The organism is Dysgonomonas hofstadii (genome assembly GCF_014196915.1).
Classification (GTDB): domain Bacteria; phylum Bacteroidota; class Bacteroidia; order Bacteroidales; family Dysgonomonadaceae; genus Dysgonomonas; species Dysgonomonas hofstadii.
This window is the reverse complement of record NZ_JACIEP010000002.1, coordinates 293293-307093: the sequence shown is the minus strand read 5'-3', so window position 1 is coordinate 307093 and position 13801 is coordinate 293293. Positions and strand designations below refer to the sequence as shown.

Here is a 13801-nt window from a genome sequence, read left to right as displayed (position 1 = left end):
AAAGTGGCAAGGGCAACAGTTTTTTGCGATATATCTGAGTGAATGCTTATTTTAACATATTATATAAAGGAATATGATTCAGACCTCTACCAAGAGGTGCTTAGTCCTTTTTGGAGCACACATTCATTCCCATTACTCTTAAATATAAATGAAGCTTTCTTGTAAGTCCATGACATTCCTCCATCGGAAGTCATCTCTCCTGATAAATCCAGATAAGTTGAATATGAACTATGATCGACAATTACATTCTCGGTTAAAGGATCAACAATTTCATATAAGAATGAGTATCCATACGAGTCTTCCGCATCTCCGGCATTTGGATCCGGCTCTCTAAAAGAAGCGTCTAAATCAAGGTATTCTGATAGTTTACCTTTTTCTATTGTAATTGAAGCTACCGGATTAGAAATAAATTCATAGCTCCACTGATTCAATATATAGAGATCTATCCGTACTTTATCCATACTAAGAACATCATCACCCAAATAAAGAAATCGTGCTTTCAATATTTTATTGGATGTGGGTTCCGGTTCATCGTCAACAGGGATTTCTATAAACTCGTTATCTGTTAGTTGCATGACATTTAAATTGGCATCTTGTACTAAAGAAATATCCGATATTGTTGCAACCGGAGCTGTTTCTCCCTCTTTATAAAATTTTAAATCTCCTTGTCTTATTTCGTTACGAATATAATTAAGTCCTTGTACAAGAATCTGTTCGTTGATTTTAGCCGTATATCCTTCATTCAAAATGAAACTACCTGTAAAGGTTATGTAATCTTTTTCATCGTATAATTCAATTACTTTTCCGGGTTGTAGCAACAATTTCAGCGTTGTACCCGGCTGCAAGGTAACATTTTGTTCAATTGGGGTATAGTCCAAATAAGCAACTCTCAGTGTACCTGTTCTTTCGAAACGTCCTTTAAAAGTAGTTCCTGTTATATTTTCGCCATCTATCGTAGCCGTTACATTCTTTAAATCATCGAAATGAGCCGGACTCATCACTTTTATAGAATATGAAGTAAAGCTTTGATCAATGCTATCCCCATCCGTATCGCATCCTGCTAATAAGAGCATAGCCAAACAACAAGTCCAAAATAAATATCTCTTTTTCATTATTATTCTTTTTTTAGTGTGTCGAATTTTAAAACTTATAACTAACCGAAAACGAATATGTCGTTCCTCTCTTGTATTGGTTCACAATCCAGTCTCCTTCGTCATAATTCATACCTATATCAGTACGGTCTGTATATCCTTTGTCTGGTTCGGTATTTTCTTCCGTATTATTTCCGGCACCTTTAATTTCCCGACTGGCATTACGATATACACGATACACACCATTCAGTAAATCGCTGGCATTGGCTTTTACTTCCAGTCTTTCATTTAAGAATTTTGCAGACAATTGTAAATCGAGCACATGACGTGGAGCTTCGTATTCATCATATTTTTCATACTGTCCAGCCTGCACCAGTTTACGCCCTGTTGTACCATAATTAACAGTTGCTCCAAAGCGTTTACCTGAATAACTCAATCCGGCATTCACTGCATATGGAACCAAGCCTTGTAAGGTCCGGTTACGCTCATTATCCCCAGCATGTTCTCTTGGCGAACCAACTGCTTCATTTATTAGTTTCTCAATATCATAAGTAATATTTCCTTTCAGGATAGTGGCATTTGCAGTCAAATAGAGATCGTCTAAAAATGTCTTGGGAGCTAAAAAACCCAAAGACTTACGTATATTAAATTCTAAGCCCAGTGTGTTGGCTTTTTCCAAATTGAAAGTATACATATCATAATTGGCTCCGTCGTTTCCACGTTTAAGAGAAAGAAGTTCAATCGGATTCTCGAATTTTTTATAAAAGCCACTGATCGAAATCACTTCTCCGGCTTGCGGATACCATTCAAAACGAACATCTACATTATTAATATAGGTTTGTTTCAAACCACCCAAGTTTATAATGTCAATGCGGTCATCCACATTATAGTATTCAGTCACTGCTAATTCGCGAAAATCGGGTCGTGCCAATGTTTTACTGTATGCAGCTCTGAAATTCAGATTATCCGTGATATTATAAATGGCAGTTAGAGAAGGTAGCCAATCTGTCTTTTTATTTACCAGCAAAGTATCAATGATTTCTTGTTTGACTTTATCATTATAAGAAGAAATAACCTCCATGTTACCCGCCTCCATACGGACACCAGTGGTGATATGAAGTTTTTTAAAGAAAGTAAATTCTCCCATTATATAAGCTGAATGTATATCCTGTGTTCCGTCATAGTAATTTTTTGTTCGACCGGCAGCACGGAAAAAAAGTTTTCCTTGCGCATATAGATCCGGAGAAAAAATATCTTCTAAGGAAGTTCCGTCTTCGTATGGAAAACGTTCTCTGTCCGGCCTGAGTGTCTGAATATAATCCTGATTGAATTTTCCCTCACGAAAAGTTCCTAAATAACCGGCTTTCAACTTTTGCTTACTACCTTCTGCAATGAAAGAATATTCCAGATTTCCGCCTATATTTTTCTTATTTTCTTCTAATTCACTATACATTTGAAAACCTTCTTTAAGAGCTGTTAGAGTCGGGTATTGCCAACTTACCATATACGAATCATCAGCAGGATTGGGATCGGATATCACATTGCCATATGCTAAGCGGTCATCAGGAGTTATGCGTGTCAATTTACTGTAATCCGACGTCCATGTAAACTTTAAATCTGATGCCAACAAATGCTCTCCGGATAGTTGTGTTTGCCAGAGACGATTGATTAAAGGATTACTGTACTGTTCCATCCGGAAAGAATGTATTGCATCGTCATTATAAACCACACGCTCGGTGTTAGTATGGGTAAAACGATTATTGAACATGTTGCGCCAGGTAACCTTGTGTCCGGGACGTTCCCAGCCTAGATTTGCGACAGCACCTGCCGCTGTAACAAATTTATAGCGATCTCCAGTAACCAAACTATCCGCATTGTTTATAAAAAAAGCTTTTTGCAAGTCGTCTGTTGTTTCTTCGTGACGATAAGTCAATGAGGCAATGACCCCCAGTTTATTGTTGTCTCCTAAGTCGAATGGTACACCCATGGTAAGCGCATAATTCTGCGTCGGTGCTCCTTTGAAATTACGAAATCCCCAATAGTTGGGAACTTGTTTATTCATATTATTCAGTGTTTGCTGTTGCTCGGGAGATAGCTGGTCGTAACTGATAACACCATCTTTAAACATATTTTCAGTAACTTCAGGTTGATAAATCGTTCCGTACCAATCGCGACTATTACCAAAAAGATAATCATTACTAAAGCGTTTTGTACTCTTAAATGTTTTCCCGGTGCTATTAGTATTAATTCCTCCTCCGACAGAGACTTGAACTATCTGTCGTTCCGGTATAGCAAGGGTATTAACCTCTACTAATCCCCCTGTAAATTCACCCGGCATATCCGGTGTAAATGTTTTGGCGATGGTTACATTATCAATAAGTGCGGTAGGTATAATATCGAATGCAAAATTTCTACGATTGGGCTCTGTACTGGGTAAAGAACTGCCATTTAATTGTACATTATTGTATCTTTCTCCCAGCCCGCGTACCATTACATATTTGCCATTATCAATAGTCACTCCGGAAACTCGTTTCAACACTTGTGCAACATTGTTATCGCTGGTCTTTTTGATCATATCGGCACTGACTCCGTCACTCATGGCTACCATATTCTTTTGTTTGGCATAAAGGCCGTTGGCAGATGCCTGACTGTATGTTGCCATTACCACTACTTCGCTCAAATGCTGCGTGGATTCTTTCAGTACTACATCCAAAGGGGTTACTTTTTCGGGTGCAATATTTACATCTTTTACCTGCAAGGTTTCGTAAGACATAAAACTGATTTGGATTGTGGTACTACCAGAAGGGATATGTGACAGTAGGTACTTCCCGTCCAGGTCGGTTGTCGTTCCGATTGTTGTTCCCGGTACAATAACGCTTGCCCCGGGAATGGGTACTCCTTTCTCGTCAAGGACTGTACCGGAGAGGGAGCCTTTGCCGGAGGGTTTTGGCTTGTCAACGGTTTTCTTTATTACAGCATAAGAATTAACAGCCGTCTTTTCCCACGTAAAAGAGGTACTCGCAAGGCTACGTTCAAGTGCTTTTTCTACAGTTAAATTAGTGGCGGTAAGTGCCGCCACACGTGTGTCTCCGATAGTTTTTTGATCGCTTAAGATAGTTGCCCCACTTTTTTCACTGATTTTCTTCAATCGGACAGATAATAACTGTTCCTGAAATTGTACGTCGAAACTTTGGGCGGTTGCAGGTATTATACAACATAATACAAGGGTTATCACCATCAAACACCTTAATTTTAAGCATCTTTTTTTGATCCTTGATTTCATTTTAGTTTGTAAGTTATTCATTTTTAATATTCTAATTATATTTTAATATCTTCTTATTGGGAATGACACTCCCCTTCTTTCCTTTTACAGAAAAGAATTTCAGCACATTTTCTCCATAAATAATTGATTTTTTAGATAAGTTGAAAAACCAGCATTTATAAAACATCCGGCTATTTTATATCGCTGTACTTTTACCTACTTATTGAATTAGGGGGTTATTATCAACCTGTTTTTTTCTATCATATAGTGTATATTATAAATTACACTGATTGTATTCATCACTTCTTCTAAGCTTGCTCCTTTTCCAAAGGTTCCTTGCAGGTATTTACCTTCAAGAGCTGTTCCTTCAATAATGACCTCCACATTAAATTGTTGATGCAATCTTAGTTTAAGTTCTTCCGCTCCGATCCCGTTTAAAACCAGCCTTCCTTCTGTCCACCCAGCGGCATCTTGCCAATCCGTATTTTCTATCTTTGAGGTAGCATCTATCTTACTATATTTTAACTCTCGATTAGTAGTAAGTATTCCGAGGCTTAGCCCCCCTTTCTCAACTTCTACTTTTCCACTCCGAACAGTTATCACATTTTCATCCAACACATCATATGCTTTCACATTGAAGGATGTCCCTCTAACTATCGTCTTTACATCTCCGGTATGAATAATAAATGGCTTTTCAACATCTTTTGCAACTTCAAAGAAAGCCTCTCCACTCAACCAAACTTCTCGTTCTTCTTTATTAAATCGATACTTTAATATCTCCATCCGACTACCCTCATTCATTTGGACGACTGTCCCATCGGCAAGTGTCAGCTTCGTTTGGCTCATATTTTCTGTTGTCCAGATTTGGCGTTCATCATTCGCATAAGATATTTTATCTGTTTGAATGTTTTCTACATGATCTTGATGTAAAAACCATGCTGCACTACCCGTTATAAACAGAATAAAAATGATTGCGGCATATTGCCGGTAAGCTGTCCACAGATGATGTATGAATGACTGATTCCTTTTATTTCCGTGTTCATCCAGTTTATATTGTTTGTCCAACCGATACCATATATCCTTATTCAATTCCGTTAATATTTTAGGATCAGGAATATCTTTATCCATTGTTTCCGTACTTGGTTCCCATGTGTCAAGAGCCTGACGTTCTGTTTTAGTTGCCGTTCCTTTTTCGTAGCGATGAATCAGGTTGATAATATAATCCAGAACCTTCACCTTTTTATTGTTCTCTTTTTCCATATTTTTCTTTAAAATATCTGCTTCTATATATTAAACCCTCTGAAAAGGTAAAGTGTACTTTGAAAATCGATTAAGATTTTGTTTCATTTATATAATTAACATAAAATCAAACAGATAAATTCTATTTTTTAGTTAATCCGTCCGTAGACATACTTATTGCGAATTAACCGAATCGTAATACATACGATGTCTAAGATTTATTCTATTTCATTTATCTTTGTCTCGTAAAAAATAAGCAGGGATGTAAAATGACAGACCGCGAGCTATTGGAACATATACTGCAAAAAAATTCCACTTCTTTCAGAACATTGTATGACCGTTATTGCAATCTGCTGAACGGATGGACTTATTCCCGCCTTAAAGACAAAGAGGTGACAGCCGATATTATGCAGGAATTCTGGGCTTCAATTTGGATGGCTCCACAAAATATGCGTCCAGACGAGAATGGATCTGCTAAACAATTTATGCTTCAAAACGTTTCTTTCCGCATATTAAAATATTTTCACAAACAATCAGTCAGAATTGAAGTTCCTAATGAAGAAATAATCTCCGGGCAGATTCAAGCTCTTTCTTATACCCATGTACAGGAAGACATCAGTGTAAAAGAAATACAACAATTAGTGGACGACGTTTTGAGATCCTTACCTGCTCTCCATCGTCAGATTTATGAATTACGTTGTTTTAGTGATCTTTCTGTCAAAGAAACAGCGTCAAAACTTGGGATAGCAGAAAGCACCGTCCGTAACGGACTTTCGACAGTACGTCTTTCTCTTCGAGAAAAGTTGATACTAAGTTATGAGGGAGGAAAAACTGATAAATTCAATATACTACTTCCTCTCTTATTATTCTTTTTAGAAAATTAATTGACAAATGTAAAAGAAGAGAAAGCAGGGAAGAGACTTTACGAGTTCTTTAAGCATTCTTCATTTCTTTTGTTTGTGCCTGACTTTTCTAAGCTCTTTATATGTATTTAGTTGAATATCTTTGTAGAGGGAGTTATAACGATCGGCTTGTGACTCGACGCCCTGCATAAATGATATATAGCGTTCGTATATTTCGGTCAGTGTTGTTATCTCGGCTTCTACTTCCCTAGCCTTGTCCCGATCTGTGGTGTACAGGTGAAGTTCTTCTAAGCATTTAATTAAATGCTCGTGCTTACTTTTCTCAATTCCTTTCATTCTGATGGGCTAATTCCAGATATGGAATGTTAGTTATAGCTATTGACTACCTTGAAAACAACCCTTGCCAGTTTGAAGTGGCAAGGGCTATTGAATACTATATGGTAGTATAATAAGAATATAGGAAATAATCAATTACCATTTTTCCTCTAATACTAAGGTTCCAGTTCCAACAAAATTGATATTGTAAGTCTCAAACTTATTTAAATATTTCAAATAATCTCCCGCCCAATCTTGATCATTAAAGCTTATTCCTACTTGGTTTGGGTCATGTCTCCTTACTATAGTCCCATCTTTTGCAATTAGATCGTAGGTAATGAAAGCTGGTCCGCCATCACCATTTTCGTTCTCAAAGGTACGTCCGTACACTAGAATATAGGGAGATAATTCTCCTACTTTAATTTCAAATTCATAACCACTATCAACAACCTGTTCTTTATCATATATCCATGAATCGAAAGTGTAAAATTTAATTGTATAGGATTCTTCTGTCAAATCGTCCGTTAAGGTGTAGTACACTCTTATCTTTTTATAATCATTTGATTCCGGATCATCCTCATCTCCCGGAGGCATAGCTAAAAATTCAATCAATGATAACTGTAAGAATGTAAACGTCCCATTTGGTTCCACTGTAATTTCTCTATCAATAACTAAATATCCATCATCTACCTTTTTTAATTGTAATGTGCCGGTTAATGATTCTGTCAATACATAATTGATATTACCCTGCTCGGTATTTAATTCAAATCCATTAAACGTTGCTTTATATTTATCATGGTCTTCATGTGTAGCCCATTTTATATCCAAACTGAATTTAGTGTACTTATCTGCAGAATAAGTATCTATCTTATTCCCAAGTTTAATAAACTGGATATTTTTATTGCTTGTCAAAGTCAACTCTTCTGTATAAACAGGTTCTTTATTTCCTTTTTCAAAAACCGTTAATTTTCCGGTTGGATCTGCTCTATTTACATAATATATACTTTTTATAGTATCACTATTAAACAAGATATCGTAATTGCTTCTGATGTTCGCGGGCGAAACGAAATCCGCACTTAATGTATAAAATCCATCAATTTCACTAATTAAGTCTCCTTCGCTATTACAACTCACAACAGAAAATAAGACCAGAGCAGTTGCTATATAATTTATTATCTTTTTCATAATTTGTCTCATTTTAGAATTTATAACTTGCGCTTAATGAAAGGTTGATTCCTTTCTTTATTCGGCTCATAACATAATCTCCTTTATTATAATTCATATCACCTGTTAAATCCATGTAAACGGTTCCCGATTTCCCTGTTTCCGGATCGGGATTTTCAGCAGTATATTCTACTATCCGGGTATTTCGATAGACTATAATATCCTGATTAAAAATGTCGGAAATATTGAATTTTAATTCCAAACGTTGGTCCTTCATCAAACGGGTTGAAAATTGTAAATCCAATACGTCTCGCGAATTCTCATACTGATCATATTTAGTTTCTTCCCCGGCATAGACCAGTTTTCTCCCATTACGATTATAATTGACAGCAGCACCGATAATGTTTCCTTCATAAGCAAGCCCTAAATTAAGGGTATAGGGGCTCAAACCTTGTAAAGGACGATCACGATCGAAGTCCGGATCAGAATCTTTTATATTCGGATTTAATAGTTTTTCCTGATTATATTTTACATTGGCTTTCATCCATGTGTAGTTACCTGTAAAATAAAGGTCTCGTAGTGACGGGGAAATAAAACCTAATCCTTTTCGCCAATTGAGCTCAACTCCTTTGGCTGTGGAATTATCAAGGTTCATATTGTACATTTCAAAATTCTGCATATCGCTTAGCATACGCATAACCATCTCCACCGGTTTAATAAATTTCTTATGGAAGTAACTGACCGATAATACTTCTCCCGGACGAGGATACCATTCTACCCGGACATCGTAATTATGGATACGGCTTTGCTCAATACCTGAACCATTTATTACCCATACACGGTCATCTACATTATAATAGCTGGATTGAGACAACTCCCTGAAATCCGGACGGGCAAGGGTTTTGCTATATGAAGCTCGGGCATTCAATTCAGGTGTTATGCTGTAGATTAGGGTTGCCGCGGGTAGCCAGTCTGTTTTTTTGATAACGGTTGTACTATCTATCATCCCTCCGCCTATTGTTTTTTCCAACATTTCAGTCGTTACATGCATGTCTGTTTTCTCCATCCGTAGGCCACCAATCAAGCGTAATTTTCTCAAAAAACTGAAGTCGCCCATCAGATAGGTAGAATGGATATCTTGTCCTCCTTCATAATAGTCAGCCTTGGTTCCTTGCATCCCCGAAAGCTCATATATTAGCGGGTTACTTCCGAAATGTTGCGGAGCATAAAATTCTTCTATAGGTAAAGAATTTATCGAATTATCAATCTTCGCCTTCATTGCTTTCAAGTATTGTTGTTCAAAATCAGCTCGGCGAAATGCTCCCAGGTATCCTATCTTTATACTTTGACGATTGCCTTGTATAATGAAAGGATGTTCCAGGTTTACTCCGATATTTTTCTTCGTCTCGTGCAACTTACTGTACATGATATGTCCACTGCCCACATTGAAGCTATTACCATAATCTGTAGCCCATCCCCAATTAACAAAACTGACTCCATCGGGTGATTCACCGACAATAGCCCCCTGTGCCATCCTGTCGTCGGGATTAGTACGGGCAATATCGTTATAAGACGCATTCCATGAGGCAATCAGTTTTCCTCCGAAAAGATTATGCTTACCATCCAACTGCGTTTGCCAAAGGCTACTTACCAAAGGTACGCTGTATTGCTCTACAAGCTTTTGATCTTCATAATATTTATTGATAAATCGTTGTTGGTTGGTATGATTGAATCGATTATTAAACAGGTTACGCCATGTAATGCTGTGTCCCCCCATCCGCCAACCGGTATTCAATACCGCACCTATACTTGTAGCTGCTTTATAACGGTATGAACCTTTGCCCGATGGCTTAAAGATGCTATCACGGGTAATCATATTTCCTTCTATAATCTCTTCTGTATTTTCTTCATGCCTATAAGTTAAAGCGGCTACAACGCCTAAAGAACTTCTTCCAAGATTGAAAGGTGAACCTGCGGTAAGGCTATAGTTCTGAAGTGGCATAGCTGTATATTTCCTTAAACCATATGTATTTTTCTGTCCGGCATTAATGATATTCAGTGCGGTAGCGGCTTCATCCCCTCCTGAATACCATTTTCGTTTGTCAATTTCACCAAAGAACCAGTCAGAGCCAAAGCGTTTAGTACTGTAAAATTTTTTTCCCGTACTGATAGTATTCATTCCTGTCCCGATACCTAAACTAAGAAATTTTTCATCCGGAACAGCTAATGTGTTTACTTCGACGAGTCCTCCTGTAAATTCACCCGGCATATCAGGAGTAAAGGTTTTGCTGATAGTCACGTTATCCACCAGACCGGAAGGGATAACATCAAAAGCAAAGTTGCGGCGATTTGGTTCGGTACTGGGAAGCGAAGCTCCATTAAGTTGTACGTTATTATAACGTTCACTCATACCACGCACAGTTACATATTTGCCGTTGTCGATAGTAACACCGGATACACGTTTTAGAACTTGTGCCACATTATTATCGCTCGTCTTTTTGATCATATCGGCACTGACTCCGTCACTCATCGTTGCCAAATTCTTTTGTTTGGCATAGAGCCCTGTTGCTGAAGCCTGATTGTAGCTTGCTGTTACCACCACTTCTTCCAGATGCTGTGTGGATTCTTTCAGTACCACGTCCAAAGGGGTGGTTTTACCTGCTACTATCTTCACATCATTAACCTGCAAAGTTTCATAAGACATAAAACTAATCTGTATCGTAGTAGTTCCTACCGGAATATGAGGCAGCGTGTACTTGCCATCGGCATCCGTAGCCGAACCGATAGTCGTTCCTTTCACTATTACCGTTGCACCGATAATGGCTACGCCTTTTTCGTCAAGGACTATACCGGAGAGGGAGCCTTTGCCTTTTTGATTCGAAGAGCCCTCTTTTTTAGTCGCATTATCTTTACTAACAACGAATGATCCGTCTGTCATTTGCTTAAAAACAAAAGAGGTATTCGATAAACTACGGGTTAATGCAAGGGTTACATCAGCTTGCTTTAAATTAAGTGCAGGTATAGTTTCTTTACTTTGTCCGGGGTCAAAAACGATATTCTTCTTATAATCTTTTGCAATCCGGCTTAATCTTAATGCCAATGTTTCCTGAGGATATTGCCTATCTTGCGACTGAGCAATAAGATTAAAAGGAATAAACATAGTTATAAAAAACAGCACAGATACTGTTAGTTTTATTACTTTAACTTTACTTTTCATTGATTATTAAATGTTTAATAGATATTTAAAATTCATCATTTCTCTTTTTATTAGGCAAACCTCTCCCTGTCCTTCCTATAAAGGAAGAATGACATTTTGTTTCAAGTATGCTATTTCTTTAATTAGCTATTACGCTCTTCTATCACCTATATATCATTATCTTATCCGAATCAATCTCCTTGTACGTCACATTATAAAGTAGACATATACCTTCCATTATATCCTTGAATGACGATTCTTTTCGGTATGATGCCTCAAAGCGAACATCGCTTAGCATACCTCTCGAAAAAATAAGTTCTTTCCCATATAATTGTTTTATTCTTAGCTGTAATTCTTTCATGGTTGCATTTCTCAACACTAAGCGTTGTTCCATCCATGCACCTGCATCATTCCAGTCAATTGTTGTTTTATCAATACTTTTATCAGCTGTATGATAAATAGCCTGTTCATTAACTCTCAGATCTGCAAGTTGTGTTTTGCCATCTCTTACTTCCACGTGTCCGGTTTTTACACTGATACATATTTCGTCCAATTCGTCATATGCTCTTATGTTGAAACTTGTACCCCTAACAACCGTCTGTAAATCTCTATGGTGAATAATAAAAGGTTTGTCGGGATTTTTTGCAACATCAAAGAACGCTTCTCCTTCTAGCCATATTTCCCGTTTCTTATTATTAAACCGATTCTTATCATAACTGATTCGGCTTTGTGCATTGATATGCAACAGTGTTCCATCGGGCAGGGTAATGTTTTTAATTTCCCGTTCTGCTGTTTGGATAGTCGAGATTGCTATATCTGTTGTTGATGTAAGATTGTTATTCGGTTGTATATCCGAATTAAACCAGAAATAAGATACACCCATTAATAAAAGTAAAGATGCTGCTACCGCTATGTACTTATAAGGGTGAAAGGGCAAGAGTCTTTTTGTGCTAATAACCTCATCGGTATTGTGAAGCCCCAATTCCTGAAATAGATTTTCTTTTACCCGCTTTACACCTTCGTCTATTTTTTTCTGCGAGGAGTTAAAGCTCGAAGGAACATCTTCAGGATTCCATTCTTCCAATGTCTTTTTAGTCTTGCTATCCAACTCATTTTTTGAAAAACGATTGAATAAGCTTACCACCTCGAACAGCATTCTCCAATTTTTCTTTTTTGCCATGTAACTTCACTTTATTATTTCCAGTTCTTATATGAGAGACTGATAATAATCTTCCCTCTATTAAGATATAAGAATTATCTCGCCTTTTTTATGGCAACGAAATTGTTACATTTTCGCTTCGTATTTGTTTAGTATTAGGTATAGATCTGTTTTTCAAATAAATATACACTTAAACTATTTTTTTATTTTTTCTAAAAATAGTTTCTCGATTTTTAAAATATCGTATTTAACCATGCTGTAACATCATTGATTTATCTTTGTTTTTAATTTATTCAACATTGGTAATGAAGCTATGGCTACGTCTGATAAAGAATTAATAGAGGCAATATCTAAAAAAGATGAATCAGCCTTTAATTCTTTGTACAATAGGTATGCAAATCTATTGTACAGATGGGCTATTAATAGAATTGGTGTTGTTGAATTAACAGAAGAGATTACTCAAAATTTCTGGCTTAATATTTGGATAGACCCTTTAAAAATCAAACCGGACACAAACGCTTCTGTAAGGAAATTCCTGTTACAACATTTTACATTCTATACGATGGACTATATGAAATCCGTCTATCTGAAAGCATCAAGAGAGGGTAAGGAGCTGATCATGGGGGAAGAATCTAGTCAGGATATATCTTATACTCATATTGATGAGGATTTTGCAATAGGAGAGTTAAACCGTGTTATATCAGAAATACTGAGAGATTTACCCCGCGAAAATCAGAAAATATTCGAGTTAGTATATAGAAAAGGCTATACGATCAACGAGAGCGCTGCTATCCTAAAAATTAATACAAGAACTGTCAGTTATAAATCTAAAGAATCTATTACCCACATAAAAAAATCATTAAAGAGATGGTATGGAGATAATGAACCTACTATTAAAATATTGAGAGATACTTCCTCTACTGTTATTTACATTATCTTTATTTCGGATAAACTAATTTAAGGGCATCATTTATTTTGTTTTCATTACCTCTTTCTGTTGCTCCGTCGTGTTACTTTGTCTATAATATTCCTCCAACAACAATGCATAATCGTTCTGCTGTTTCATAGAAAACAGGGTTAGAATGAATACCAACAAACCGAGTATAGCTATCATCAAAGATATTTTCCTAATCTTAAATAACTTGAAATTAAAGTAGATTTTCTTGTCCTCTTTTAGTGATTCCATATCTGTTTTTAGCTGATCTTTAGTCTCTATGCTATGCTTTACAGCCAAAAGAATATTCTTATTAAGCACTTCAATATTCTGCCTGTTGGCTCCGAAATGATCATTATTGTGCCTACTCAATAAGGCTACTTGTTCTCTTATTTCAGCAATTATAACGTCTTTCGCTTCTTCAAAACCGGGTGTACTTCTGTTCTGCTCCTGCGCTACTGCCTGTGATTCCTGCATCACAATGAATTTTTCAAACTTCTTGTCTATTTCCGATAACTTTTCCCAAAGGGCATCGTTTGATACTGTCTGTGCCATATTTTCTTATTTTTAAGTGATTA

General features: G+C 36.8%; 10 protein-coding genes. 2 read left to right on the top strand and 8 right to left on the bottom strand.

Features of this window, described 5'->3' with window-relative positions:
* Positions 1-86: 86 nt before the first annotated feature.
* The 3 genes from GGR21_RS03310 to GGR21_RS03300 form a co-directional block, all read right to left on the bottom strand.
* Entirely contained in the window at positions 87-1112 is a 1026-nt protein-coding gene (locus GGR21_RS03310) for a YajG family lipoprotein (protein WP_183305748.1), read from the bottom strand.
* A gap of 28 nt (positions 1113-1140) precedes the next feature.
* Complete coding sequence (locus GGR21_RS03305; RefSeq protein ID WP_183305747.1) at positions 1141-4329, bottom strand: TonB-dependent receptor; 3189 nt, start codon at positions 4327-4329, stop codon at positions 1141-1143.
* Positions 4330-4581: 252 nt separating this feature from the next.
* Positions 4582-5613 (bottom strand): FecR family protein, encoded by a 1032-nt coding sequence (locus GGR21_RS03300; RefSeq protein WP_183305746.1) that lies wholly within the window; start codon positions 5611-5613, stop codon positions 4582-4584.
* 248 nt (positions 5614-5861) lie between these two features.
* Here GGR21_RS03300 and GGR21_RS03295 point away from each other — a divergent pair, with 248 nt between their 5' ends.
* Positions 5862-6476, top strand: coding sequence for an RNA polymerase sigma factor (locus GGR21_RS03295; protein WP_183305745.1), 615 nt, complete (start codon positions 5862-5864; stop codon positions 6474-6476).
* Positions 6477-6536: 60 nt separating this feature from the next.
* On the opposite strand, the gene GGR21_RS03290 is transcribed toward GGR21_RS03295, so the two are convergent.
* From GGR21_RS03290 to GGR21_RS03275, 4 genes are all read right to left on the bottom strand, one after another.
* Positions 6537-6791: a hypothetical protein gene (locus GGR21_RS03290; RefSeq protein WP_183305744.1), complete on the bottom strand. Its 255-nt coding sequence runs from the start codon at positions 6789-6791 to the stop codon at positions 6537-6539.
* Positions 6792-6926: 135 nt separating this feature from the next.
* Entirely contained in the window at positions 6927-7955 is a 1029-nt protein-coding gene (locus GGR21_RS03285; RefSeq protein WP_183305743.1) for a hypothetical protein, read from the bottom strand.
* Between the two features lie 13 nt (positions 7956-7968).
* The gene (locus GGR21_RS03280; protein WP_183305742.1) at positions 7969-11151 is read right to left on the bottom strand and encodes a TonB-dependent receptor; all 3183 of its coding nucleotides are present in this window, start codon (positions 11149-11151) and stop codon (positions 7969-7971) included.
* 142 nt (positions 11152-11293) lie between these two features.
* Positions 11294-12310 (bottom strand): FecR family protein, encoded by a 1017-nt coding sequence (locus GGR21_RS03275; protein WP_183305741.1) that lies wholly within the window; start codon positions 12308-12310, stop codon positions 11294-11296.
* Between the two features lie 292 nt (positions 12311-12602).
* Between GGR21_RS03275 and GGR21_RS03270 the strand changes: the two genes are divergently transcribed.
* Entirely contained in the window at positions 12603-13250 is a 648-nt protein-coding gene (locus GGR21_RS03270; RefSeq protein WP_183305740.1) for an RNA polymerase sigma factor, read from the top strand.
* Positions 13251-13259: 9 nt separating this feature from the next.
* Here GGR21_RS03270 and GGR21_RS03265 read toward each other — a convergent pair whose 3' ends face one another.
* Positions 13260-13778, bottom strand: coding sequence for a hypothetical protein (locus GGR21_RS03265; RefSeq protein ID WP_183305739.1), 519 nt, complete (start codon positions 13776-13778; stop codon positions 13260-13262).
* Between the last annotated feature and the right edge of the window lie 23 nt (positions 13779-13801).